General features: G+C 57.8%; 19 protein-coding genes. 5 read left to right on the top strand and 14 right to left on the bottom strand.

Annotation, left to right across the window (positions count from 1 at the left end; genetic code table 11):
- Positions 1-60: 60 nt before the first annotated feature.
- The 8 genes from clpB to dnaK form a co-directional block, all read right to left on the bottom strand.
- Positions 61-2,664, bottom strand: a complete 2,604-nt coding sequence (clpB, locus tag GA0061103_RS17715; RefSeq protein ID WP_092713361.1) for an ATP-dependent chaperone ClpB — start codon at positions 2,662-2,664, stop codon at positions 61-63.
- A 58-nt stretch (positions 2,665-2,722) separates the two neighbouring features.
- Complete coding sequence (locus tag GA0061103_RS17710; protein ID WP_092713359.1) at positions 2,723-3,253, bottom strand: DUF1269 domain-containing protein; 531 nt, start codon at positions 3,251-3,253, stop codon at positions 2,723-2,725.
- A gap of 166 nt (positions 3,254-3,419) precedes the next feature.
- Positions 3,420-3,818 (bottom strand): hypothetical protein, encoded by a 399-nt coding sequence (locus tag GA0061103_RS17705; RefSeq protein WP_092713357.1) that lies wholly within the window; start codon positions 3,816-3,818, stop codon positions 3,420-3,422.
- A 210-nt stretch (positions 3,819-4,028) separates the two neighbouring features.
- On the bottom strand, positions 4,029-6,053 hold the full coding sequence (locus GA0061103_RS17700; protein ID WP_092713355.1) for a sensor histidine kinase: 2,025 nt from the start codon (positions 6,051-6,053) through the stop codon (positions 4,029-4,031).
- On the bottom strand, positions 6,046-7,437 hold the full coding sequence (locus tag GA0061103_RS17695; protein WP_092713353.1) for a sigma-54-dependent transcriptional regulator: 1,392 nt from the start codon (positions 7,435-7,437) through the stop codon (positions 6,046-6,048). The genes GA0061103_RS17700 and GA0061103_RS17695 overlap by 8 nt, the downstream gene beginning before the upstream one ends.
- A gap of 99 nt (positions 7,438-7,536) precedes the next feature.
- Positions 7,537-7,818 carry a chaperone modulator CbpM gene (locus tag GA0061103_RS17690; RefSeq protein ID WP_342587979.1) on the bottom strand — a complete coding sequence of 94 codons (282 nt, stop codon included), beginning with the start codon at positions 7,816-7,818 and terminating at the stop codon, positions 7,537-7,539.
- Positions 7,815-8,717 (bottom strand): DnaJ C-terminal domain-containing protein, encoded by a 903-nt coding sequence (locus tag GA0061103_RS17685; protein ID WP_092713351.1) that lies wholly within the window; start codon positions 8,715-8,717, stop codon positions 7,815-7,817. The genes GA0061103_RS17690 and GA0061103_RS17685 overlap by 4 nt, the downstream gene beginning before the upstream one ends.
- 226 nt (positions 8,718-8,943) lie before the next feature.
- Positions 8,944-10,842 (bottom strand): molecular chaperone DnaK, encoded by a 1,899-nt coding sequence (gene dnaK / locus GA0061103_RS17680; RefSeq protein WP_092713349.1) that lies wholly within the window; start codon positions 10,840-10,842, stop codon positions 8,944-8,946.
- A 686-nt stretch (positions 10,843-11,528) separates the two neighbouring features.
- Here dnaK and GA0061103_RS17675 point away from each other — a divergent pair.
- From GA0061103_RS17675 to grpE, 4 genes are all read left to right on the top strand, one after another.
- Positions 11,529-11,723, top strand: coding sequence for a hypothetical protein (locus tag GA0061103_RS17675; RefSeq protein WP_092714340.1), 195 nt, complete (start codon positions 11,529-11,531; stop codon positions 11,721-11,723).
- A gap of 85 nt (positions 11,724-11,808) precedes the next feature.
- Positions 11,809-12,780 carry a cation diffusion facilitator family transporter gene (locus GA0061103_RS17670; RefSeq protein WP_092714338.1) on the top strand — a complete coding sequence of 324 codons (972 nt, stop codon included), beginning with the start codon at positions 11,809-11,811 and terminating at the stop codon, positions 12,778-12,780.
- A 261-nt stretch (positions 12,781-13,041) separates the two neighbouring features.
- Positions 13,042-13,608: an HdeD family acid-resistance protein gene (locus GA0061103_RS17665; protein WP_092713347.1), complete on the top strand. Its 567-nt coding sequence runs from the start codon at positions 13,042-13,044 to the stop codon at positions 13,606-13,608.
- Positions 13,609-13,682: 74 nt separating this feature from the next.
- Positions 13,683-14,312 (top strand): nucleotide exchange factor GrpE, encoded by a 630-nt coding sequence (grpE, locus tag GA0061103_RS17660; protein WP_092713345.1) that lies wholly within the window; start codon positions 13,683-13,685, stop codon positions 14,310-14,312.
- A gap of 141 nt (positions 14,313-14,453) precedes the next feature.
- Here the strand turns inward: grpE and GA0061103_RS17655 are convergent, their stop codons facing one another.
- From GA0061103_RS17655 to GA0061103_RS17640, 3 genes are all read right to left on the bottom strand, one after another.
- Positions 14,454-14,912, bottom strand: coding sequence for a hypothetical protein (locus GA0061103_RS17655; protein ID WP_092713343.1), 459 nt, complete (start codon positions 14,910-14,912; stop codon positions 14,454-14,456).
- 981 nt (positions 14,913-15,893) lie between these two features.
- Positions 15,894-18,233 (bottom strand): methyl-accepting chemotaxis protein, encoded by a 2,340-nt coding sequence (locus GA0061103_RS17645; protein ID WP_092713339.1) that lies wholly within the window; start codon positions 18,231-18,233, stop codon positions 15,894-15,896.
- Positions 18,234-18,565: 332 nt separating this feature from the next.
- Positions 18,566-19,537, bottom strand: a complete 972-nt coding sequence (locus GA0061103_RS17640) for a quinone oxidoreductase family protein (RefSeq protein ID WP_092713337.1) — start codon at positions 19,535-19,537, stop codon at positions 18,566-18,568.
- A gap of 69 nt (positions 19,538-19,606) precedes the next feature.
- Here GA0061103_RS17640 and GA0061103_RS17635 point away from each other — a divergent pair, with 69 nt between their 5' ends.
- The gene (locus tag GA0061103_RS17635) at positions 19,607-20,503 is read left to right on the top strand and encodes a LysR family transcriptional regulator (protein ID WP_092713336.1); all 897 of its coding nucleotides are present in this window, start codon (positions 19,607-19,609) and stop codon (positions 20,501-20,503) included.
- A 187-nt stretch (positions 20,504-20,690) separates the two neighbouring features.
- On the opposite strand, the gene GA0061103_RS35060 is transcribed toward GA0061103_RS17635, so the two are convergent.
- The 3 genes from GA0061103_RS35060 to GA0061103_RS17620 form a co-directional block, all read right to left on the bottom strand.
- A complete protein-coding gene (locus tag GA0061103_RS35060; RefSeq protein ID WP_167376604.1) occupies positions 20,691-20,855 on the bottom strand; it encodes a hypothetical protein in 165 nt (54 codons plus the stop codon).
- A 691-nt stretch (positions 20,856-21,546) separates the two neighbouring features.
- Positions 21,547-22,902 carry a glycosyltransferase gene (locus tag GA0061103_RS17625; RefSeq protein ID WP_092713333.1) on the bottom strand — a complete coding sequence of 452 codons (1,356 nt, stop codon included), beginning with the start codon at positions 22,900-22,902 and terminating at the stop codon, positions 21,547-21,549.
- Positions 22,903-22,916: 14 nt separating this feature from the next.
- Positions 22,917-26,897 carry a non-ribosomal peptide synthetase gene (locus GA0061103_RS17620; RefSeq protein WP_092713331.1) on the bottom strand — a complete coding sequence of 1,327 codons (3,981 nt, stop codon included), beginning with the start codon at positions 26,895-26,897 and terminating at the stop codon, positions 22,917-22,919.
- Positions 26,898-26,984: the final 87 nt, after the last annotated feature.

Genomic DNA, 26,984 nt, shown 5'->3' with positions numbered 1-26,984 from the left:
TTGCGCGGAGCAATGATATTCGACCGACAATGTGGATTGCAGCACTGGTCCCATGGCGCCTTAGTCGTCTTCGTCATCCATGATCTTGACGGCCTTCCCATTGAAGGTAAGCCCCTCTTTCCCGACCGAGATTTTCACCGTCGAGTCATCATGAACGTCGCCTCCAAGAAGCAGTTCGGCGAGAGGGTCCTGTACGTAGCGTTGAATGGTCCGCTTCAGCGGGCGCGCTCCAAAAGCTGGATCCCAGCCTTTCTCGGCAAGCCAGTTCTGTGCCTTCGTATCGAGCGTCAGATTGATTTTTCGATCGCTGAGAAGCTTCTTGAGGCGGCCGAACTGAATATCGACGATGCGGCCCATCTCGGTCTTCTGGAGACGATGAAACAAGATGATCGCGTCAATGCGATTGAGGAATTCCGGACGGAAATGGACGCGAACCATCGCCATGACCTCTTCGCGCACCACACTCGTCTTTTCACCCTCCGGCTGGTTGACCAGATATTCGGCGCCGATATTCGAGGTCATGATGATCAGCGTGTTGCGGAAATCGACCGTCCGGCCCTGACCGTCGGTCAGGCGCCCATCGTCGAGCACCTGAAGTAGCACGTTGAAGACATCCGGATGCGCCTTCTCGATCTCGTCGAAGAGAACGACCTGATAAGGCCGGCGGCGGACGGCTTCGGTCAATACCCCGCCCTCGTCATAGCCCACATAACCAGGAGGTGCGCCGATCAGCCGCGAGACCGAGTGTTTCTCCATGAATTCGGACATATCGATGCGAACCATCGCAGTCTCGTCATCGAAGAGAAATTCCGCAAGAGCCTTGGCGAGTTCGGTCTTGCCGACGCCGGTCGGCCCGAGGAACATGAAGGAGCCGATCGGACGATTGGGATCTTGCAGGCCGGCACGGGCGCGGCGCACGGCGGTCGACACCGCGCGCACGGCCTGCGCCTGGCCAACGACGCGCTCGCCAAGCTTTTCCTCCATGTGGAGCAGCTTGTCCTTTTCACCCTCCAGCATCTTGGTGACCGGCACGCCGGTCCACCGCGATACGACCTGGGCGACGCTGTCGGCGGTCACCGTCTCGCTGATCGAGGAGGTTTCGCTCGCCTCGATGGCGGCAAGTTTCTTTTCCAGCTCCGGAATCGTGCTGTAGGAAAGCTCACCCGCCCGCTGGAACTCGCCTTTGCGCTGCGCATTCGCAAGCTCGGTGCGATACTGCTCAAGCTCGCTTTTTATCTTCTGCGCATCGGAAAGCTTGCCCTTTTCCGCCTGCCATTTAGATGTGAGATCGGCCGATCTCTTTTCCAGATCGGCCAGTTCTTTTTCCAGCGCCTGAAGCCGGGTCTTCGATCCCTTGTCATTCTCCTTTTTCAGCGCTTCCTGCTCGATCTTCAGACGAATGACATCGCGGTCGATCGTGTCCAGTTCTTCCGGCTTCGAATCGACCTGCATCTTCAGGCGCGCGGCGGCTTCGTCGACGAGATCGATCGCCTTGTCGGGCAGGAAGCGATCCGTGATGTATCGATTGGACAAGGTGGCCGCCGCCACCAGCGCCGCATCCGAAATCCGCACGCCATGATGCAGCTCGTATTTTTCCTTCAGGCCGCGCAGGATCGAGATGGTATCCTCCACGCTCGGCTCCGGCACGAAGACTGGCTGGAAGCGCCGCGCCAGGGCCGGATCCTTCTCGACGTGTTTGCGGTATTCGTCGAGCGTGGTCGCACCGACACAGTGCAATTCGCCCCGCGCCAGCGCCGGCTTCAGCAGATTGGAAGCATCCATGGCGCCATCGGTCTTACCCGCGCCGATCAGCGTATGCATTTCATCGATGAACAGGATGATGCCGCCTTCCGCAGACGTCACCTCCTGCAGTACAGCCTTCAGCCGCTCCTCGAACTCGCCCCTGTATTTCGCACCGGCAATGAGAGCACCGAGGTCGAGCGCCAGAAGTTTCTTGTTGTGCAGGCTTTCGGGTACATCGCCATTGACGATGCGAAGCGCCAGCCCCTCGACGATCGCAGTCTTGCCGACACCCGGCTCGCCGATCAGGACAGGATTGTTCTTGGTCCGGCGCGACAGAACCTGGACCGTACGCCGAATCTCCTCGTCGCGGCCGATCACAGGGTCGAGTTTTCCGTCTCGCGCAGCCTTGGTGAGGTCGCGGGCATATTTCTTCAGAGCGTCGTAAGCATTCTCGGCCGAGGCATTGTCGGCGGTGCGCCCCTTGCGTAGCGCGCTGATCGCCGCCGTAATCGCTTGAAGGTTCACACCGGTATCGGAAAGGATCCTACCCGCATCGCTGCTACGCTCCTCGACCAATGACTGGAACAGCCGCTCGACAGTCACGAAGCTGTCGCCGGCTTTTTCCGCGATCTTTTCCGCGGCGTCGAATAGGCGGGCAAGTTCGGAAGCCATATAGACCTGCCCTGCCCCGGAGCCCGAGACCTTCGGCAATTTTTGAAGCGCATCCTCGGTCGCGCCGAGAACCGTGCGGGAATTGCCGCCGGAACGATCGATAAGGCCGGAAACGAGACCCTCATTATCGTCAAGCAATACCTTCAGCAGATGCAGGCTGTTAAATTGCGGATTTCCGTCCCGCATGGCGAGCGATTGAGCCGACTGTATGAAGCCCTTCGCGCGGTCCGTGAATTTTTCGATGTTCATTTTGGCCACCTTCTACAACGGCGATTGGACGACTGAGACAAGCTGGAACAAGTCAGCGTCAGTTGTTCGAGGAGGTCCCGGCAGGCGCCGTGCTTCCGAAGCCGGGCGATGCCGCCAGCGCGTCACGCAGCGCCTGTTCCTTGGTGTGATCCAGCGATGTTCTAAGCACCGTTCCGCCGGTGCCCTTGAGCTCATCGAGAACCTTGTCGGCGGTCATCTTGCGGATCAGCAGGAACAGCGCGGCGTTCTCCGACTTCAGATTTCTTGCGAGCTCCCTCATGAAGCCGTCATTGATGCCGTAATCGGTCAATGCACCGCCAAGTGCGCCGGAAGCGGCACCGATCGATGCGCCAAGGAGCGGCATGAGAAAAATGGACCCGATCAACAGTCCCCAGAAACCGCCGGAAATGGCGCCGACAGCCGTTGTGTTCATCAATTGAATGAGCTTGACCCTGCCATTATCCTGTTTGACGGCGATCACGGCGTCGGAAAGCTCGATCAAATATTCCTTCTGAAGGTTCACGAGGTTCTGCCTTATGGCCTCGGCTTTGTCTTCGGTCGGGTAGACGATAGCGATCAGATCGGACACAATTCTCTCCCTCGTTCCAAACCATTCGGCTTCAGGTATGGAATACTGGAGCAACCATCGTGCCAGATAGGAAAGTCCTTCAAAATCAATTGCCTATCCTCATGAAGCAACACAGGCAAAGACAATGTGTCGGCTCAGGCAGGACAAATTGTCTTTGCGTCGAGGTCTATTGCTGAGATCGGCTGGGGCCATACAGGATTTCAAGTGCCACAAGTGCTGTCAGAATATAGGTCCCGTTGGAATCCATATCCTCGTCGGTCGAGAGATCAAGCTGTTTCCAGACGCCGTCCAGGTAGCCGGCCTGTCGTTCTATGACCACCTTGTTAGCGATCTGGCCGATGGCGTCGAATTGCGCGAGATCGTAATTCAGTCCGCGATCATCGAGAAAAAGACCGTGCTGCTGCAGAAGATCGGCCATAGGCATGGATGTCTGCGTCAAATAGAAGAGCAGGTCATTTGCGTTCAACGGCTGGTCCTGCGATTGCGGGATCAGTCCGGCCTGTTCGAGCTTTTGTGCCGAGGCCTGCATATCTTTCGAAAGCTGTTCGGTCGATACGGCGGTCATTGAGGACCTCCCGGGTTCCGTTTGCGTTGAATGTCACCCGCCCGATCGCTTGTCTGTCGCACAGCTTGATCGGCGGGTCGCACAATAGCGCCGCAACAATCGTGCCACTTGTCGTTTTCAAGCCTTTTCAATGGTTCGCTAAGCGGAGTGGCACAGGCCGCGGACAAACTGTCGCCTGACACAGGACTATTTGTCCCTGGCAGGGCTGTCTCAGGTGGCTTCGGGAAGCCAGACCGTAAAGGTTGTTCCTTCACCGGGTTTGCTGGCAACCGCAATACTGCCGCCCTGGCGCGTCACGAGCATCTGGCAGATGGAAAGGCCCAAACCCGTGCCTTCGCGGCGCTTGGTCGTGAAAAATGCGTCAAAAATTCTCGTGGCGACATCTGGTTCCATGCCGCTGCCGGTGTCCGAGACCTCGATCGTTATCCCCGGTGTTCGATCCACCTCCGAATCGAATGTGCGGAGAGCCAGCTTACCGCCTTGAGGCATGGCATGAAACGCATTGACAATCAGATTGATCAACACCTGCTGAAGTTCGGTGCGGGGCATCGCGATGAGCCGGGTCGCATTGTCCTCCCGCTCTATCTCAACGGTGGTTTTCTTCAGAAGATGCCGCACCAGCGGCACAGTGTCGGTGATGACATCGGCGGGATTATATCGTTCCAGAACCCCGGCATATTCCTGAGGCTTCGAAAACTTGAGGAGATTGGTGACCATCTCGCTGATGCGCATCAATTGCTGGTCGATCAGCTTGAACTCGCTTTTGGCCCTATCGGCTTCGTCTCCGACGATGCTCTGAATGACCTCGAGATTGCCCTGTATCACGGCAATGGGATTGTTGATCTCATGGGCGACGCCGGCCGTAATTTCACCGATCGCCGCGAGCTTCTCCGACATGATCAGCTGTTTAGTTGTGGTTTCGAGCTGCTCGTTTGCCATCTGTAACGCGCGGGCCCGCTCTTCCACACGCTGATTGAGTTCCGTATTCCATAGCCGCAATTCCGCATCGCGCTCCTGAACCTGGTCGAGCAATCGGTCCAATTCCGATGCGACCTGGCCGATTTCGTCTCCCATTTTAGGAAGGCCGGTTCGCGCGGCAAGATCGCCCGTTTCGACGGCACTGATCGTCCGTGTCATGCGTTCCAGCGGTCGGAAGATGTTGGTCGCCCAAACCAGAAACAAAGGTACGGTCGCGGCAACTGCTACCCCGAAAGCGATGACGATCGCGATCAGCGTTTCTCTTTTCGCATCGGTAAATGGCTTCTGCAGGAAACCGACATAGAGCATTCCGACGCGACGATTGTAGGTATCCAGCAACGGTTGATAGGCGGAGATATACCAGTCATTGACGACAAAGGCCTGCTCTCTCCAGGTCCTCCCATATTTGAGGACCGCTTCGCCCACCTCCGGCGAAACGCGGGTTCCGATTGCACGTCTTCCTTCGAAAAGATCCACATTCGTGCTGATCCGGACATCCGACAGGAACACGGTTGCGGTCCCGCGGCTGTCGACTGGCAGGCTGGCTTCGTTGTAAATCAACCTGTTGATGGTATCGACAAACGAGGTGTTCTTGTTCAGAAGCACGCCGGCAACCAATGCGCCACGTTTCCCATCCGCCCATGCCGCCACAGTAGCGGAATGAAGAACAAGACCCCGGCTTTCCTGTTGAGTGCCTGAAGGCGAATCCGAACCCGGTTGCACAAGCGCAATCCGCGCCTGCTCTGCAAGGTCCGGTGTCAGCGCGGAAAGCTCGTTCTGGTCAAAGACATCGAAACCGGCAGATGACTTTCCATCAAGAGCCGCTTTTACGACGGGCCAGTCCCAGCGAGGCAAAGCGCTGGCAAGCGGGCGGCTACTGGCGACGACGTTGCCCGAGTCGTCGATGAGATAAAGGAAATCCAGGCCGCGATCGCTGGCCGTCTCCTTCAGGAAGGCATCAAGATCGTCGCTCGCGACACGTCCACCGGCGGTGAGATCTCGAAAGCGGGCGGATTGGCTGACGGCGGCGAGACGCTCTTCCGTGACCGCCAGCATTCTATCGATGTAAAAATGGGCGATCGTCAGATCATCGTTGACCTTGGATATCGCCAGCGCATCGAATCGCTCATTCCAGCGGTAGATCGTGATGCCTAGCAGTATGGGCAGGATGACGAGCATCGGCACGAGTGCGATTGCCAGAAGGCGATAACGGACCGATGCCTTGCGGTTTGAAATCTCGCTCGTTCCCTCACGCATTCCAGTTTACACATTTCCGGTCGATCGTTTTGCGAGAAATTCCGAGCCGCCGAGCGGCCTCCTCACGATCGCCGCCAACCTCTCGCAGCACCGCAAGAATATGCCGCTTTTCGATTTCCGCCAAGCTCTGCCCGCCGGCTCGTGCAGGAACCAGGGGAGACCTCTCCGCCTCCTCGGGAAAGTTCCCGAGGATAACAGCCCTTTCGATGAAATTCCGCAGCTCTCTTATGTTGCCGGGCCAATCATATCGCAAAAGATAGGAGCGGATGTGTTCATCGATCTCCACTGCCGGCATACCAACCTGCTGTGCGACTTCGCGCATGAACAGTCCTGCCAGTTCCAAAACGTCATTGCCGCGGTCTTTCAACGGCGGCAGTTGAATCTGGACGACATTGATCCGGAAATAAAGGTCGGCGCGGAAGGTCCCTGCTGCCACGCGTTCTTCCAGATCGGCATTTGTTGCGAAGATAAACCTGGCGTCGAACGGGAGCTCACGCTCCGAACCGATCGGTCGAACGCGCCGATCTTCCAGCACCCGCAGTAGCTTGCTCTGCAGCAAATAGGGCATCTCGGCGATTTCATCGAGGAAGATCGTGCCGCCTTGTGCATGCAGGAACAGGCCCTCACGTGTGCGGTTGGCACCTGTAAACGCTCCCTTCAGATGGCCGAACAGTTCGCTCTCGATCATGTCGGCCGGGATTGCCCCGCAATTGATCGGCACGAACAGCTTGTCGGCACGATCCGAAAGAGAGTGTATGGAACGTGCAGCCACTTCCTTGCCGGTCCCGGACGGTCCGGTCAGCAGAACAGATGTTGATATCGGAGCAACACGGGCAATCATCGCCCGAACTTTCTCGATGGCAGGCGATTGCCCAATAATATTGTTTCGAAGATAGACCTGATGGGCCGAAAAATTCAGTTGATGCCGCAAAACGTCATTCTCGCGCTGCAACCGGCTACGGTCGAGGCAACGAGCAATCGAATTTAACAGCTGGTTCGATCGGAAAGGCTTCAGAACGAAATCGACCACGCCGACGCGCACCGCATTTATCGCCGTGTCGAGATCGGCATAAGCAGTCATAAGGATGACATCGGCGAAGAAACCAGTGGCGCGCTGTTCCGCCAGCCAGTCGAGACCATTCATGTTCGGCATGATGTTGTCGAGGATAACGACATCGAAATGCTGCTGATCGAGCTTGCGGGACGCCTCGGCTGCATTCCCAGCCTCTTCGATAATCTTGCAGCGGGGACCGAGGGTCTTGAGCAGAAAGTTTCGCATACCCGGTTCGTCATCGACGACGAGGATCGACGCTTGAGCGAGCCATGGTCCGAATTCGGGATTCTTGACGCGTTCCGATATATCGTTGGGCTCTTCCTCAGACATCACCGCCACTCCTGGATGCTATTGTATCGACGATTGCGCATTGCCGTGCTGCTAAAGCATCCCGCCTCGGAGATGCTGTCAACAGTTTCAGCTGGTGCCTTAAGGCAATTTATCCTCCAGATGAGATTGCAGCTGCTCGAAGGCACGCCGCATGCCGTGTAGCTGGTCGAGCAGATGCAGGATGATGTCGACCCCGGCATCGTTCGCACCCACCTTTTCCGTCAGTTCGCGAATGAGATGCGCCCGGGCGATATCGGCATCCGAGAAACCCGGCCCGGACGGTGTGTTCTGCGGGATGACCCATTCTTGCTCGATCCATAATTCCAGTGTTTTCACCTTGAGACCCGACTGAGTGAGGAACTCCTTCTTTGTGATGATCATGACCTGTCCTCGCGTGGGTTGAAATCTCTTCCGGCCGTCCAGTTCGACACGAAGGTCTCAAGCTCTGGATCAGTGTGCTTGGGCAGGACAATCCTGAGCTTGACGAACTCGTCGCCATGTCCTCCTCCCCGCTGCGGGGCACCCTTGCCGCGAAGGCGCAGCGTCGTACCCGTGTTCGATCCTTTCGGTATCGACATGGACACGTCGCCGGTGGGTGTCGGCACGCGTATCTTTCCACCAAGCACGGCCTCATTGAGAGAAATCGGCAATTCTATCGATATGTCGTCACCGTCGCGCTGGAAGCGGGGGTCGGGCAGAACCTCGACCTGAATAAGGGCGTCGCCAGGCGCGCCCTTGCCCGCACCGGGAGCCCCCTTGCCCTTGAGACGAAGGATCTTGCCATCGACGAGGCCGGCCGGGATGGTGACGTCAAGAGTGCCCCCGCCCGGCAGCGTCAGACGCTTGTTGGCACCGGTGATCGATTCAACGAACGATATAGGCAGCGTGTAATGCAGGTCTTCGCCGCGGCGGTTTGCCCGGCTGCGCTGACTACGCCTGAGCAGGTCCGCGAAGGCATCGTCGGACTCCATGAAATCCGCAAAGCCGGATGTATCCATATACGGATGACCGCCGTCGGAATGCGCGAAATCCCTGTAATAGTGATGTTGCGATCGTTCCGCACCGGTCTCATCGATCTCGCCGGCATCGAAGCGTTTCCGCTTGTCCGCATCACCGACAAGGTCATAGGCGGCGGCAACCTCCTTGAACTTGTCTTCCGCAGATTTATCACCGGGATTCAGGTCAGGATGCAGCTTTTTTGCAAGCTTGCGATATGCGGACTGAATATCCGATGCGGAGGCGGTCGGGCTGACCCCAAGAACCTCATAGGGATTTTTCACGTCTTACTCCGGATATGATTAAGTGACCCAATTTTCGACTGAGAGCTCCGTCGGACCTCTAAGCTTCCTTCCGCGAAACGGGAAAAGGAATAAAGAAGAGCCGACCACTCATCCCCCGGGACAATCACTGCAAGTCCAGCCAGGCGCAGCGCCTCATAGCTGGATCTCGCCGCAATTATACGAGGGACGATCGAGGGGCGGATTGCCAAGCTCCGCCCCATCGATCTCAATTCGCTTTCTTCTGGTCGTCGTCGAGTTCGGTGAATTCCGCATCGACGACATCGTCGTTGCCGGAAGCCGGTGCGGCGGGTTCGGACTGCTGAGATTGCGAATAGACGGCTTCGGCCAATTTCATGCTCGCCTGCTGGAGTGCATTGACCTTGGCTGTGATCGCGTCGCCGTCATTGCCTTTCAATGCCTCACGGAGATTGGACACGGCATCTTCAATCGTCCGGCGATCGGCATCCGCCAGCTTTGCGCCGTGCTCGACTAAAGTCTTCTCCGTTTCGTGAATAAGGGCGTCGCCGGCATTTTTGGCCTCGATGGTTTCCCTTCGCTTCTTGTCCTCGGAGGCATGGGTTTCGGCATCCTTGATCATCCTGTCGATATCGGCCTCAGAAAGGCCGCCCGAAGCCTGGATCTGGATGGTCTGTTCCTTGCCGGTCCCCTTATCCTTGGCTGAGACGTTGACGATGCCGTTGGCATCGATATCGAAGGTGACCTCGATCTGCGGGGTCCCGCGCGGCGCCGGCGGAATTCCCATCAGATCGAACTGGCCGAGCAGCTTGTTGTCTGCCGCCAGTTCACGCTCGCCCTGGAAGACGCGGATCGTGACTGCGTTCTGGTTGTCCTCGGCGGTGGAGAATGTCTGGCTCTTGCGCGCCGGCACGGTCGTGTTGCGTTCGATAAGGCGCGTAAAGACGCCGCCCAGTGTTTCCAATCCGAGCGACAGAGGCGTCACGTCGAGAAGCAGAACATCCTTGACGTCGCCCTGCAATACACCCGCCTGGATCGCAGCGCCGACGGCGACCACTTCATCAGGGTTCACACCCTTGTGAGGCTCTTTGCCAAAAATCTTTTCGACGACCTCCTGGATTTTCGGCATTCTGGTCATGCCGCCGACCAGCACGACCTCGCTCACCTCCTTGGCGGTCAGGCCAGCATCCTTCAAGGCGCTGAGACAGGGTTCGATCGTCCGCTGCACGAGATCCTCGACCAGGGATTCGAATTTGGCCCGGGTGATCTTGACCTGCAGATGCTTCGGTCCCGTGGCGTCGGCGGTGATAAAGGGAAGGTTGATTTCCGTCTGAGTTGTTGTCGAAAGCTCGATCTTCGCCTTTTCGGCAGCCTCTTTGAGGCGCTGGAGGGCGAGCTTATCGGTTTTGAGGTCGATACCCTGTTCCTTCTTGAATTCCGAGCAGAGGTATTCGACAAGGCGCATGTCGAAATCCTCACCGCCGAGGAACGTGTCGCCATTCGTCGACTTCACCTCGAACACGCCGTCCCCGATGTCGAGGATGGAAATGTCGAACGTTCCGCCACCGAGGTCATAGACAGCGATCTTCGCTTGCTTCTTCTTTTCAAGCCCATATGCCAGCGCTGCCGCCGTCGGCTCGTTGATGATACGCAGAACCTCAAGTCCAGCGATCTTGCCGGCATCCTTGGTTGCCTGGCGCTGGGCGTCGTTGAAGTAGGCGGGAACCGTGATGACCGCCTGCGTTACTTTCTCTCCCAGGTTCGCCTCAGCCGTTTCCTTCATCTTTTGAAGAATGAAGGCGGAGATCTGGGATGGCGAATAGGTCTTGCCTTCCGCCTCGACCCAGGCATCTCCATTGGCCGCCTTGACGATTTTGTAGGGGACCAGACCCTTATCCTTTTCGACCGTCGGATCGTCGTATCGGCGGCCAATGAGGCGTTTCACGGCAAAGATCGTGTTGGTGGGGTTGGTGACGGCTTGTCTACGCGCGGGCTGGCCGACCAGACGTTCACCGTCGCTGGTGAAGGCGACGATCGAGGGTGTCGTTCGCGCACCTTCCGAGTTCTCGATAATTCGCGTGTTCTTGCCGTCCATCACGGCAACGCAGGAGTTGGTCGTACCCAGATCGATTCCGATAACTTTACTCACCGTATTACTCCTCTGTTTCCTTCGCGGATTGATGTTCGCGCCCCGCACAGCCGTCCGTCCGGGATCACCCCTTTGCCAGCTCGCACATGCCGCAATCCTTCAAGGAGCAACGGCGGTCATCCGGATCGGACCCCGCCGCCGTGAGGATATCGGGCGACGAACTGGTATTGCCGAAGAGAAGAGCAACAGCCGTGCCAGTTTTTGATATTCATGAATATCAATCGCTTAGAGGCGATTTGTCGAATTTCTCAGACAGGATGTCCCGCGCCGATCGGACAAAATGTCCGGCGCCACGCCGGATTTTTCATGGAAGGCTCTGTCAACGCTGACAGATATGCCGTTGCATCGACTAGCCCTGCAGCAGCGTCTTGCAGTCGCGGCAAATATACCATGCATACATTGAATTGGAAAAGAGATCCGCTTCCGACCCGATGCTCCAGATAAGCAGGAATGGATCTTGCAAACGTGCTCCCCGGAGTGGACATTTTGTCCAAAACCCCACCGACATAATGTCGGAAGTCAAATGCATCATAGCAATGGACGATTGATTACGCTGATCTTTTAGAACTGGCACGACCGTTGCTTCAATGTCGTTGCAACTATTACGCTGCCCTTTGCCAATGGCAAGCTTCGGCCCGGCAGCAGATTTGCATAGGTTTTGAATTGGGCTGCAGAGGAGATTGATCGTGCAAGAATATGATCTTTACATCAACGAAAAAAAGCCTGCCATCGGTCTCTACGTGCGTACCGGAGCAAGTCTCCCAGACTTCGCCGACCCAAAGGAATGGATTTTTGACGGCACCGACGCAGCGGACCTCCTGCCGCCGAGTGTCATCGAAGGGGTGGCCACGGCCGGACATGCATTCCGTGACATGGATTAATGTCATTCGATCGGTTGATGTGATTTTGCTGGCGTCAACTTTTTCATAGGAAACGGCGGTGTCCACAGCGATTTCCGATCCGCGCATACAGGGACGGCATTCCGCTCGAACGGCCGTCTATGCAGCATTGGCCGGCAACATCGCCGTCGCAATAACGAAGCTCGCTGCTGCTGCCATCACCGGCAGCGCGGCAATGTTTAGTGAGGCTGTGCACTCAGTCGTCGACTGCGGCAACGAAGGCCTCATTCTCTACGGATACCGTCGTGCCGTTCGAAGGCCGGACCTCGTCCATCCCCTCGGCTTCGGCCGTGAGCTCTATTTCTGGAGTTTCATTGTCGCATTGCTGCTGTTTGCATTAGGCGCCGGCGTTTCGATCTATCAGGGCGTTCGGCATGTGCTGGCTCCTCATCCTGTTGAAGACACGCAGATCAGCTATCTCGTTCTCACTCTTTCTTTCATGTTCGAGAGCGCCTCCTGGGTTGTCGGCTGGCGAGCCTTCGCAAAGGCGCGTGGCAACCTGGGTTTCTGGAAAGCATTCCGCCAAAGCAAGGATCCGCCCGCATTCATGGTGCTGTTCGAAGACAGCGCCGCCCTGATCGGCATTGCAATTGCCATGATCGGGATTGCCGCGGCCGAACAGCTTCAAATGCCGGTGCTGGACGGCATAGCTTCGATCCTGATCGGCGTCGTTCTCGCGATAACGGCGATCCTTCTGGCGGCTGAGAGTAAAAGCCTGTTGATCGGAGAACGGGCAACCCCTGCCCTTGTCGAAGCCATCTGTACCATTGCCCAGGAACAACATGGCGTGGTGCACGCAAACAGCGCATTGACGGCACAACTCGCTCCCGATCAGGCGATGGTGGCGCTTAGTATTGAATTCGACCCTACCCTATTTACCGAGCAGATCGAAGAATGCGTAGCTTCGATCGAGGAAAAGGTCCGCTCAGCACATCCCGAGGTCGTTGCATTGTTTGTCAAACCGCAGACGCTCGAGCAATTCGAAAGAGCTCGTAGGAAACGGTTCGGCAATTATCTGTTTTCAGCTACGCCGCCATAGGGGTGGGATGCGCAGATCAGCCATCTCTCCTTCGCAACCGAGAGCTTTTTCCCACTTGCGTATCTGACATGTTGTCCCGGCAGGTTTGGACAATATGTCCGCTTCATTCTTTGTCGCTAAAGCAAGCTACTGTTTTTACACGTTATTCCAATTGGCACATTCATTGCGTCCTTCCAATATGAGCGTGGAAGAGCAGCCGCTCGCCAAACTCGAAGCCGGATTCGAAATCCTTGCCGCCCGGTCGGGCAAAGGAGGCTGCAGATGACGTCGATCAACGTGATTCCCGCTCGGCGGGAGACATTCGCCAATGCACACGGGAAGTGGGGATGGTTCCTCTTCCTCGGTGTCGTCTTTATCGCCCTCGGCGCCATTGCTGCGGGCAACCTGTTCTATGCAACGATTACCGCTGTCTTCTATGTCGGCATCCTTATGACCGTGGCTGGGACATTACAGGTTCTGCACGCCTTCAGCGTCAGGACGTGGGGTGGTTTTTTGCTCTGGCTCGTCAGTGGCTTATTCTATGCAATAGCCGGTTTAACCGCCTTCGCCAATCCAGCGCTCGCGTCGGTGATCCTCACGCTATTGCTTGCGGTGTTGACCCTGTCGGCTGGTGTACTCCGACTGCTCATTGGCGTTCGCGCCCGGTCGACGAAGGGCTGGGGCTGGATCATCGCATCCGGTGCGGTGACGGCTCTTGCGGGATTGATTTTCCTGATCGGATGGCCGGTCAACAGCATCTGGCTCCTTGGCCTGCTTTTGGCGATCGACCTGATATTCCAGGGCGTGACCCTCATCGGCTTTGCCTGCCGGCTCGGAACAATACCATGAGTTCTCCCATCGTTACATTCGAGGCGCGGGTTTCGTTCCCAGCCTCCAATGACAAATCGTGACAGGATATCGAGATGAGCAACGAGAAACGGCAGCCTCACGAAAAATCGACAAAGGCCGTCGAGGGCCTGCATCCGCCGATCGAACCTGTCGAAGGAAACAACAGCCAGGAGGCGGTTGCTATCGACGAGCGCCCCTCCGAAATGGCCCTATCTGAAAAACTGAAGAGCCTGGAGGCAGATAACAAAAGCCTTCAAGATCGCCTGCTTCGCGCTTTGGCCGAGACGGAAAACGTGCGCCGGCGAGCCGAACGCGACGTGAGCGATGCACGGCAATATGCCGTTACCCAATTCGCCGGCGACATGACGCGGGTGGCCGATAACCTCGCGCGCGCAATCAGCAGCATTCCGGAGGAAATTCGTCGGGACAAAGGGCCTGTACGGACTCTGATAGAAGGCGTCGAACTAACCGAAAAAGAGCTGTTGCGTACACTGGAAAAGCACGGCGTCACCAAACTCGATCCCGCTGGCGAGGCGTTTGATCCAAACTTTCACGAAGCAATGTTCGAAACAGAAGATCCAAGTGTTCCCCGTGGCACTGTCACGATGGTGGTCGAACCTGGCTACGCCATAGGAACCCGTCCACTCAGACCGGCAAAAGTCGCAGTATCTCGTGGCGGCCCGCCACGCAGCTCTCAAAGCTGATTGTCTGCTGAGCGCGCATGCCGCCAGCGCGCAAAATCACCATAACGCGGAAACTTCTTCTATTCGATCAGGCCTTGCCGCAATGACTATTCGGAACAGACTGGAACATCGCTCTCCTCATCGGCTTCGATATCCAGTCGGTTAGTCTTTCAGGCGAAACACGCCGCCGAGCGAGGAACCATCCCCACCGCAAAACTTGCCCACCGCTGCGTCCATAGCCTTGAAGATCAGTGCGTCCTGCTTCACGACGGCCACCAGCGGCGGAAATCCTGTATCGGCCGGATCTCCCTTAGGAGCAAGATCGGCAACAACATTGGTACGGGTCACGGTGCCATTGAAAACATTCGCAACGAGATTCCCTTCAGCGATGAAACCGCAGTCGCCTGAGGTCGATTGCCCGTTCGGAATGCCGCCGACTTGCACCACTAACCGGGCACGCGCTGCTTTTTCATCAAGAAGCTTGACCTTGACGGTGCCGCCTCCGAGATCGCCACTTGCTCGCTCGTATGTATGCTCCTGGTCGGCAGCATTCGCGCCGACAGGATGGAAGGCCACCGTCCATAAGATCAAAAGCCTGGGTCCGTACGCGTTCTTGCTCAATCGCACTCTCGTTGCCTTGAAAGGTTGGCGTGTGAAAATTCGACCCAATCCACCGATCGGGCAGAATCGGTCAAAGACCAAAATAGAGCCCTGCGCACCGATTATCTAACGCTGCTTGTGCAAGTTCGTCCATAAGAGCTGCACTACCGTTCGATTTCGAAATCCGAATCTCTCGCCCATCGACATTAGCTGCCTTAAAGCGCAACCGGCGCCTCCTGCTCCGATAGATGCCTCGCCAGACGTGGGCCGACGGTTCTGCGGATACATCGCAAACACAAGGGCCACGATCTTTCTTAACGTAGCGCGAGCCCTCGATTTTATCGGGATTCGGCACGCTGTTCCGCGGGTGAGATCGCCCTTGCTTCGAGAGCTCTATGTTCGGGGTCGGAAGATGACTTCCACCGGATTATTCTGGCCGAAAACATGCGTTTGCGGTCCATAGGCGGGACTGAATTTGGGGTGCCAAGCCCTAAGCTGCGTGTCCGAGATCCACTCGAGCTCAAGCTGATCTTCCGGCCAATTCACGCTGAACTGTTCCATCACATTTACCGATGAGTGACAGATGCCTGTCTTGCCAGCCTCCAGAACGCTTGCCTGGACTTCCTCGCCCCGCGTAAGTGACCCGACCTGCGGGCATTTTCGTATCTCAACATGATAGTGTTTGCTCGGCGAATAGAGGTCTTTGACAACTTCATTCGGCCCGGTCGCGCAGGATGCCATGAATCCTAGAGACACAAGAGGGAAAAGCGCTGCAAATCTCATTGGCAATCCTGCAAGTCGGCATGAAACAGGGGAGGCTATCGAACCAGCATATGGGTGCTAACACCTTTCCTTAAGCGATGCTACGTAGGTCTCGTCTCAAATCCGCAGCCGAGTGCAGACAGGATTCTGCGTAAACGAAAATGCCCCGCACAATGTGTCCGGGGCAATCTTCTCTTGAATCCTAGCAAAACTGCGTTGCGTGGCTTCACATCAGACTAATCAGAATTCCGACCATTCCTGCTGGAGATGCTTAAGTGCGGCATTGCCCTGTGTTACGGGAGCAGCGCGTGCGGCAGGCCGGCCCGTCGTCGGGGCTGAGACAGGTCGGGCCACGGGCCTCGCCTGTGGTTGCATGCGCTCGGCTTGGCCTGTGCGGAATGCGCTCAGGAGCTCTCCGAGACGCTTGCTTTCTTCGGCCAAACCAGCGCCAGCCGCGTTCATCTCTTCGACCATTGCAGCATTTTGCTGTGTCGCCTGGTCCATATGATTAACAGCGCTGTTGATCTCCGAAAGACCCATGGACTGCTCCTGAGCGGCAGTGGCGATCGCATCCATGTGCTGATTGATCTGCAGGACTAGGTCAGCGATAACAGCAAGGCCCTCGCCGGTATCGTTGACGAGTTTCACGCCCTCGCCGACAGCAACTTCAGAATTGCCGATCAGAACCTTGATCTCCTTGGCGGCATTGGCCGAGCGCTGGGCAAGCTCGCGTACTTCCTGGGCGACGACGGCAAAGCCTTTGCCGGCTTCACCCGCACGCGCCGCCTCGACGCCGGCGTTGAGCGCGAGCAGATTGGTCTGAAAGGCGATCTCGTCGATCACGCTGATGATCTGGCTGATCTGTTTGGACGAATGCTCGATCCTACCCATGGCATTGACGGCATTGTTGACGACTTGGCTGGAGTTTTCTGCTCGCAACCGGGCGCCGCGGACCAGATCGCGTGCATCGCCAGTTCGCTTGGAGGTCGATTGGACGTTGGCCGTAACCTCTTCCAGTGCGGCCGCCGTCTCTTCCAGCGACGCGGCCTGCTGCTCGGTACGCTTGGAGAGGTTATCGGAAGCCTGCGAAATCTCGTAGCTGCCGCTGTTTACGAGTGACGCGGCCTGGCCGACCTGGGACATGGCAGCGCGCAGCTGGCTGACCGATGAATTGAAGTCGTGACGCAAAGCTTCGAACTGCGCCGCCAGCGGCGTTTCGATCTCGCAGCGCAAGTCGCCGGATGCCAAATGACGAAGTCCTGTCGCAAGCGAGCCCGTCGCTTGCAGCAGCCTCTGTTCGGCCTCTGCTTCGGCGCGGCGCTGGACTTCGACGCGTTCATTCTCCGATGTAACGCGGGCCTCGGCGGCTTCGGCTTCGAGGGCCTTGTTGCGCAAGGCTGACTGCTGGAATACCTGTACGGAACGTGCCATGGCACCAATCTCGTCACGCCGTTCGACGCCACCGATCAAGACCGAGAGATTGCCATGGGCGAGCTCCGTCATCGAACGGGTTAACGTCCCGACAGGCTTGGTGACACGAAAGACGATGACGCAGATACCCGTAATGCTCAGAACCGCGGCAACAAGGAAGGTGAGCCCGTAGGCGATCAGGCTGACGAATGCATCATTCTGGCTGGCGGCTGCCTCGGCGACCATGCCATCTGCAGCTGCCGCAGCGGTGTTCGTAATGGTCAGAAGCGCGGCGTTGCCAAGCGGGCGCCAGTCGTCGAGAGACATGACCTTCTTCTCACCGGCTGCGAACCTCGCAAGTAACGCATTGTGTTTTGCTGCGAAGTCGCCGCTGAAATAGGTCGTGGTGCCGACCTTATAGGCGTCCTTGACGACCTGCGGTGTCGAGGGATGATTGACCAGAGTGCCGATCTGTTCCCAGGTGAAATTCGCCGCGTAATCGAATTGCTGGATCTTACTGACGTCTTCGGGCTTCATCGCCTCTCCAGAGGCGAGCGTGTTGACGTACAGCAGGTTTGCAGCACCCGCTGTTGCACGGGTGTACCATGTCAGTGCACGGATCTGAATCAGTGCCGTCATTGAGGGATCACTCGTGCGGATCCGGCTTTCAATGACAGTCGAACCTGTCTCCAATGCGGTCAGGAGCTGCTGACCGAGGTCCAGCGTCGTGGCCTGCAGTGTGGGGTCGCGATCGGCAAGCTTCTTGGCGACTTCGCTGTCGAGCTTTGAGCGGAATGCGACCACCCGATCGTAGGCGTTCATGACATCGGCAATCGGGGTTTTGAGCGGCTGGTCGTCGATGGTTGCATAGACCGATTTTGCGTCAGCCATATATTTGTCGACGATGCCTCTGTCCGTTTTCAGCAAGGCAAGCGTTGCATCTTGCGCGCCAAGCTCAAGTTTGGCGAGCGACGACCCGTCACCCCGCTCGTTGCGAAAGTTGGCAAGTGTTTGGAAGAGAGCACGGTCGAGCATGGTGAATTTCGAGACGTCGGCATAGGTGCTTTCACCGCGATAAGCATCGAGCATCGAAGATCCCGTCAGCATACATAGAGCTATGCTGAGAAAAAGGAAAATTCCAACAAGTATATTGCGAAGAGAAAAAATCATAATTGCTCACCTACGTTCGGGGTGCCGTGACGCTAACCCGTTTCGTCAAAACCAGTATTTCTGGAGCTCATGTGGTGAAATTTCTAGAAGAAAAGCAGTCCGTGAGCCGTCGAGGCGCCGCCCGACCACAGGCCCATCATGCCCTGTCCAATCAAAGACGAAGCTAGCCAAGCTTTATTGAAACAGAATTAATAATGCCCGCCTAAGGTACATAGAAACAATTGCAGTTTGGATTTCTTTCATGAATCAAACTGAAGACCGCTAAATCATAGCTTGAGTTACTCGCTAAAACTGCATGCGGCCTTCCATGCCACCCAAGCGAAAAGAAGGACCTATGGAAGAAGGAGGATACTTCCTGCCGAACGACCTGATTCCATCTCCTCATGCGCTTTGACGACTTCGGCCAAGGCGTACTCGCCACCGATATGTGAGCGGATGCCTGCCTCCATCCATCTCACTGCAGCCCGAGCGGCTTCCTGATATCGGGCAAGGTCGGCGCACCAGGCCATGATGCTGGGATGCGAGAGTGATTTTCCGGGGCGAAGCTCCTCGACGGCAATGGGTGGGATCGGGCCTGCAGCCTGCCCTATCGTTATCGCCGTCCCCCATGACCTGACCGAGCGAATGCTTTTGAGCAGCATGTCACCACCGATCCCGTCATAGGCAACATCGACGCCACGATTGTCGGTCAATCGCTTGACCTCGGCGACGACATCGGCATCGCGGCCGACGATCAGGTGATCAGCCCCGCAGGACATCGCCAAATCGGCCTTCTCTTTCGAGCTGACTGTACCGATCACGGTCGCGCCCAAAGACTTCGCGCCGCGGACAAGAACACTTCCGAGACCGCCGGCGGCGGCCTGCACGAGAACGGTATTGCCGCTGCCGACCTGGCAGACCTTTTGCAGAAGCATATGCGCTGTCATACCCTTCAAAAGCGAAGCGGCTGCAGTCTTTGCCGAGATACCATCCGGAAGGCGAACCAAGCGCTCTGAGGCAATATTTCTGACCGAAGAATAGGCTCCGACTGGGCCCCCCGCGTAAGCCACGCGATCGCCTGTTTTAAAACCTTCGACTCCAGATCCGACCTCTTCGATCATACCAGCAGCTTCAACCCCGATCACGGCCGGATAGCTCGGCAGCGGATAAAGGCCGTTACGGTGGTAGATATCAAGGAAGTTCGTACCGATCGCCTGATGGCGAACCCTGACTTCGCCAGCCGCCGGCGGCGCGATCGACTGTCCCTCGACACGGAACTGAGTGACGTCACCGGGGGCAACGAGCATTACGACTTGGTCTGTCATTGGTTCATCTCCTGATTTACCGCATCGTGCCCCATGGTATATCGGTTGAAAATTCCCTATTATCGCCCAATGAATGGGAAAGAATTCACACAACCCGATTGGGATGACCTCAGGCATTTTCTGGCGCTTGCAACGGTCGGAACCTTGCTCGGCGCTGCAAAGAACCTTGGCGTCGAGCATGCGACCGTCTCCCGGCGGGTCGCGTCGCTGGAAGCAAAGCTGGGGCGAAAACTGGTTGACCGACGCGGACGCCGTATCGTCCTCACGCCGGATGGCGAGCAGGTCGCAAGTCTCGCCGCCCCTGTTGCAAGCCAGATGATGGCGATCGAGCAATTGGGACGCAGCAGTCCGACAGAGGCGCGAGGCCACGTACGCATCAGCGCGCCGCCGGCTTTGTCGACAGCACTCCTCGGACAGCCGATCGTCGATATCAGGAGGGACTTTCCCGGAATTCAGGTCACCCTGGTCGGCGAAAAGCGCTTTGCCTCCCTTAATCGACGGGAAGCGGACATCGCCATTCGAATGTCGCGCCCGGAGGAAGGTGATTATTCGATCGCCAAGCTCGGAGTAATCAACTTCAACCTCTACGCATCGCCGGACTATCTGCGGACCGTTTCTCCGGAAGACTGGACTTTTATCGGCTACGACGACTCCATGAAGTCATCGCCGCAGCAGGTTCGTCTGCAGGAAGTGGCCGGAGATCGTCCCGTCGCCATCAAGTCTTCAGTTCTGGAATATCAGGCAGCCGCAGCCAGAGCTGGCGGTGGGGTTGTCATGCTGCCTGATTTCGCGCAGGAAACCTTAGCAGGGCTGCAGCGTATCGACGATAAGCCTCTTCTTTCCCGGGAGGTCTGGCTCGTCGTGCATTCCGAAGTCACAACTGTTCCCGCTATCCGTGCAGTCGCAGACGCGCTGAAACTTGCGTTTAGCAGGCGGAAAATCAGCACAGAAACTCAACAGACCTAATTCGCGCTGTCACATCGACCATGTGAACAACCCTCCGGCGACATTCCCGTCAAACAAGCAGTTCATTCAGCTACACCGACACTATCCAGAAACATCACGTTGAATCCCCCGCAGCATCGAGCAAGGCTTCGGGAAAAAGTCGAGGGTTCGAACTTCCAGTCGGGTCAGCGCCAAGCGGAAAACTTGGTCAAGTCACCGCACCGCACAACAGGCTCCGATCAGTAGCGGTAGTAACGATGATGATGGTGGTGGTGACGATGCTTGTACCAGCCACGATGATGGCCGCGCCAATAGTGACTCCGATAGCCACGATGCGATCCCCAGTGGTGAGGCCGGTGATGTCGCGGGCCATGCCAATGGCGACGGTGATGATAACGAACCGTTTGAACGGATGACTGGACCTCCGGCTTCGTCATGTTCATCATCGGTGCTGCCGATGCAGCACCCGCACCAATCAACAGACCAATTGCCAGAAGCGATGCAAGCAAACTTCTAAAGATTTTCATAGCAAACCTCCGTCATTGTCGTCATCCTGAAACCGGACGGCTGAACCGGGCATGAACGGCTACCTCTCCCACGTTCCGATAATATTTCTTCGATCAAACGTGGGCTCACGTTAAACCTGGAGCAAAGCCGAATGGCTCGGTGATGAACCTGCTCGCTTATGGAATAGCGGCGGATCTCAAGCGCAATGCGCTTGGCCCACGCGGCTGTGCCACCAAGTGGCCCCCCGCAGCTCTTGAAGGGATATGAACCGGTGTCCCCGTTGTAAGCCTCCCATCTCAAAATCCCGACAGCGGCACAAGGCCCCGTGGCGGCTTCGTGCCAAAAGGGGCTGTGGCGTTCTTACGCCTCGATTTCAACCGATGAAAACGGACGTGAGCAGCACGCGGGCACAAAGCCAGCGGTAATTTCCTCGTCGTCGATACCCCATTTTGGCGCATTTCGACTTTACCGGGTCGAAGCGGCTCAAGGATCGCGACGTTGCCAATAGGATCGTCGACGCATACTCGGAACAGGCATCTGCGACCGCGGGCGCGACTCTATGTGTTGATAGCGGCGTAATCCGTTTCGCCGCCCGAGGGCGGGAAATATCCGCTAGAACATGGTGACGTGATTTCCAGGTGAGATTTGCCCGGCACTAGGCCCCAGGTGCGCAGCGCATGTAAGGCATTTTCAACCCCCTGCTCCGCTCTCAGCTTTTCGCCGAGTTTCTTGGCGGCTGATCGCAATTCCGGAGCGTCGGCCGCCAGAATTGCCCCGGCCAGCGCTTCCGCTGTCACGCTTTCCCTGGGCACCGCTTTCGGAGCAACGCCCAGATGTTCAAGCCTCGCTGCCCAGAACGGCTGATCGCCAAATACTGGGATGACGACAGAGGGAATGCCGGCCCTAACAGCTGCCGCCGTGGTTCCTGCGCCGCCATGATGGACGGCGAGCGTCATACGCGGCAAGAGCCAGTCATGCGGGGCGTGCTCAAGCACGAATGCTTGACTCGCATCGATATCCAAGGTCTCGCTGAGCCCACCCCATCCGGTTGCCAGAACGGCGCGTTTGCCGCTCGCTTTCACCGCACTCAGTACCTTATCGGTGAACCCGGCCGCATCATGATGCAGCATGCTGCCGAAGCCGATGTAGATGGGCACCGGGCCGCGATCCAGGAACTTTATCAACGCTTCGGGCGGTTGCCACTTTTCCGTGCTTTCCAGGCACCATGGTCCGGTCACGACCGTTTGTTGCGGCCAGCTGGAAGAGGGTTCGATCAACACGGGGCTGAAGCCGAACAGCCGGAGATGAGCGAAAAATCCCGCCTGAAAAGGCGCAAGAAGCGGATATGGCGCCAGACCCAGTGCGGGTCTGACGATCTCGTTATAGACCGGGCGTAGCGTATTCCAGACCATAAGGCGAGTGGCGTGGCCGAGCGCCTTGTTGGCGAAGCCAGGAAGACGATACATCCGTTGTGGCAACGGCAGAGGCGGAGGCATGTGGGATGGCAGCGTCGGTATCAACTGACTTTCGACGACCGGCAGCCCGAGGCTCTCTCCAAGTGACGCTGCGAGGTAGTAGACCATACCATTGCCGATAAGGAGATCCGCGTCTCGCGCTGCGGCACGGCCCTGCTCGGGCCAGTCGATCGCCATGGCCCGCAACCGGCGGCGTGCCTCCGCCAGGATCGAGAACGATGCGAGCCCTCGCTCCATCGTCCTCCGGTCGCTTCGCATCCAGGCAAAGAAGTCCCCGCTCAGCCCGGCATGGTCGATGCCATTTTCCCGCACGAGATCGGCGCAACCTGCATCGGTTGCAATGCGAACCTGATGGCCCGCTTGCAGCAATCCCCGTGCAAGAGCAACCAGGGGACGGACATCGCCTTCCGTCCCGATGGTGAATATGACGATCCGCATGAGCGCGCCTTCCCTTATGCCGTCATGGCACTTTCCGAATAATCCGGTGCACGCAGAACCAGGAATTCGCGAAGCACCTCCGCCTGAACGGCCGCGCCGATTTCGGCAGCGGGCACAGCATCAAGCATCTTCTCGTGGGCGCAATCGAGGTGGCGACGGTAGATCCGTCCGCCGACATGCTGAAGCCATGCCTCGGCGCGATAGTTCATCACATCGTCGATGGCTTTTCCCTTGCCGCGGTTGGCGGCAAAGAAGTGCATGTCCAGCGGAGCAAATCGCGGCTTGAACTTGCGGGCAAGGCCGAGGTGGTGGACGATGACGGCGCGAGCCCTGTCCAGGATGTCGGGTTCGTGCCGCTGAATTTCATGGATCAGCGGATGGTTGCCCATATCGTAACGGTCGAACAGATAGTCGTTCAGGATGGACAAGGCCGGCCGGCCGGCATCGTGTTCCGCCACCTCGATATCGAAACCGAGAAAACCGAGCGCCGCATGGACTAGCGTCATATCGTCCGGCGCCGCCTCGCGGGCCTTCTGGTGGTAAGGATAAGAATCAAGCAGCCCAAGGAAGGCGACGGCCTCGTCCTGCTCCCGCAATTGCCGGGCCATTTCATGCGCGACGAGCCCTCCGAAGGACCAGCCCAGGATATGGTAGGGGCCGTTCGACTGGATGTTGCGTATGCGCTTGACATAGTCCGCAGCCATTTCCTCAATGGAACTCGGCAGGGCCGACGGGTCGCGCAGACCCTCCGATTGCAGCGCGTAGATCGGCATGTCTTCCGCGATATGGTCGGCAAGCGAGTGAAAGGCCCACCCCATGCCGGCCACAGGATGAATGCAAAACAGGGGCGCAGAACTGCCTCTTTCGCGGATAGGAAGCACCGGATCGAGGACATCGCTCTTCGAGGTGGGATTGCCGATCAGCAGCGCAAGACTGGCAATGGTCGGCGATTCGAAGATTGCTCTCAGCGGAATGACGGCATTGATTTCCGAGTGCACGGCGGTAATCATGCGGGCGGCCGCAAGCGAATCTCCGCCAAGCTTGAAAAAGCTCTCGTGGATGCCGACCTCATCGAGCCCGAGCGTCTTGCACCATATGCGGGCGATCATCTTTTCCGTCTCGGTACGGGGTGCAACGAACCCCTCCTGAACCTGCCATCGTGGTGCCGGAAGCGCATGCCGGTCGATCTTGCCGTTCACATTGAGCGGTATGGAATCGAGCGTCACATAGGCCGAGGGAATCATGTGGCTCGGCAAGCTGTGCGCCAGTCTGGCGGATAGATCGGCCTCATCGACCGGATGACCGTGGGTCATGACCAGATAGGCGACAAGCCGCTTGTCCTGGCCCGTATCCTCACGAAGAATGACGACGGCCTGACGGATTTCCGGCTGGGCGATCAAAGCCGCCTCGATTTCGCCCGGCTCCACGCGGAAGCCGCGAATCTTGATCTGGTGGTCGTTCCGGCCGAGATATTCCACTACGCCGTCTCCGCGCCAGCAGGCCATGTCGCCGGTGCGATACATATGGCTGCCATCGTCGGAAAAGGGGTCCGGCAGAAATCGCTCCCCGGTCAGTTCGGGTCGATTGAGGTAACCCTTCGCAACCCCTGCCCCGCCGATATAGAGTTCTCCGGCAAAGCCGGGCGGCAAGGGCGCACCGTTGCGGTCCAGAATGTAAAGCCTGGTATTCCAGATCGGCCGGCCGATCGGGGGTGCGTCGAGATCCCCGCCCTTGAGCGGCATGGCGGTGGACCAGATCGTGGTCTCGGTGGGACCGTAGACGTTCAGCACCGAATGATCGAGCCTTGCCATCTTATGGGCGAGATCCGCTGGAAGCGCTTCCCCGCCCACTATGGGGCGCAGGCCTCGCACTCCATTGCCGTGCCCCTCCAGCAGCGCACGCCAAAGCGATGGTGTCGCCTGCATGATGCTGGTTTTCGACTGCCTGAGCAGCTGCGCCAAGGCAGCCGGATCGCGCACCGTTTCACGGGGCGCTATGATGGTCCGCCCTCCGACAAGGAGGGGCAGATAAAGCTCGAGCGCAGCAATATCGAAGGCGATGGTGGTGACGGCAAGAAGACGATCCTGCGCGGTGAGTTTCAGGAGATCTTGCATGGCGAACAGGAAATTCGTGAGCGCGCGATGCGGGATCTCCACGCCCTTCGGACGTCCGGTCGAGCCCGAGGTGAAGATGACATAGGCCGCATCGTCGGGCGACGGCGTTCCGGTCGCCAGATGCGGGTGGCAATCCTCCGGATGATCGAGAAATATGGTCGATATCGCCTCCGCCGGAAGCTTGGATGCAGCCTCGCTCACGGTGACGACAGCGCTCGGCTTGGCATCTTCGAGAATGAGGCTGATACGGCTTGGCGGATCGGAGGGATCAAGCGGCAGGTAGGCCGCACCCGCCTTGAGTACGGCCAGCAGACCGACCACCATCTGCTCGGAGCGAGGAACCGCCACCACCACCAGATCGCCGCGCGCGACGCCGCGCTTGCCCAGAAGACCGGCCCAGTTGTCCGAGGCGGCATCCAGCTCGGCATAGGTCAGCTCCCTGTCGCCGAAGGCAACCGCAACCGCATTGGGGCTGCGCGCCGCCTGCTGGCGGAAGAGTTCCGGCCATGTGAGATCGGGGATCGGACGGGCCGTGTCATTCCATTCCACCAGCACCTTGCGTTTCTCCTCCTCGGAGAGCAGGCTGAAGGAACTCAACATCTGCCCGGGCTCGGCCAGCAGCGTATTCATCATCTGCGTGAAGCGCGCCTCGTGCGACTGCAATTCCTCCAGGCTGTAAAGGCCGGGATTAGCATCGAAATCGATACGGATTTCGCTGCCGTCACCACGATCATAGGCGAAGATCGTCAGATCATTCATCGAGCCGTTGGACAGGTTGTGAACCGTCGTCGGATGGCCGGCGAAGCGAAGATCATAGTCGAACGGCTCGATATTCACACCGAGCCAGGCGATCTGCTCATCATGGCGCAAAAGACCGAAATCCCGCCGCATGTCCTCATAGCGATAGCGCTGATAGCGCAGCGCTCGCATCATCTGTTGCGATACCTGCTTGACGAGATCCTGCAATGTCAGGTCTGCCGAGAGCTTGAAACGCAATGGAACGGCATTGGCCATCATGCAGGGAATGCGGCGCATGGCCGGATTGATACGCGCTGTCAACATCGTCAGGATGACCAGATCTTCGTAGTCTGTCGCCCGAGCGTAGTAGGCTGCTACAAGAGCGATCATCATCTGCGGAACCGAGGCGCCCAGTTCCTTCGCCACCCTGCCGAGAACATGGGCGTTTTCTGCACTCAGATAGGTGCTGTGGCGCAACAGGCCGGTGGCTTGCGTCGTGCGCCGCTTGGCCAGGGTCGCCGGCGATGGCATCTGCTGGAGCTGTTCCGACCAATATGCGCGATCACGCTCGAAATGCTGCGATGACCGGTAGGAGCGATCAGCCTCCAGCATCTCCTCGAGATCGCCGTAGTCGACGGGAGCAGGCTCGCGCCCTTCCTCGAGCGCCGTATAGATCTCTGCAACGCGACGCGAGGACAGGCCGGCGGTGAAACCGTCAAAGGCGATGTGATGAGCCCGCTGAAACCATAGCCAATGATCGTTGGCAAGTTTGAGCAACGCACTATCCCATAGCCGGTCATGTCCGAGATCGAGGGGAGCCAGCACCTCAGCCGCCATCCAGGCTTCGGCCGTCTTTCGCGGCTCCTCGGCGGTGGAAAAATCGAGAAGGCTGAACTCCCCCTCGAATTCCGCCAGTATGAGCTGATGAGGCCGGCCTTCGATCTCGCGAATGCGAAGCCGGGTGACATCGATTTCCTCCGTCAACTGGCGCAATGCCCGCCGAAAATTCTCCGGGTTAACCGGCCCATGGATTTCGACAGATTCGGCAAGGTTGAAAATAACGCCCGCCGCCCCGACCTTCTCACCGATCCACATACCGGCCTGCGCCGGAGAAATCGGTAGAATTCTCTCCTTCCTAGTCATGTTAAATCTTAGCCCCTATCCCTTTTGAAGACCTTGCTGCAGAGAACGGCGGCGGGGACAGAACGCATTTGCGTTGCTGCTTCAGAC

The organism is Martinezella multihospitum (assembly GCF_900094585.1).
Lineage (GTDB): Bacteria > Pseudomonadota > Alphaproteobacteria > Rhizobiales > Rhizobiaceae > Rhizobium > Rhizobium multihospitium.
Note: the sequence above shows the minus strand (reverse complement) of the source record. Positions and strands in the feature narration are given on the sequence as shown.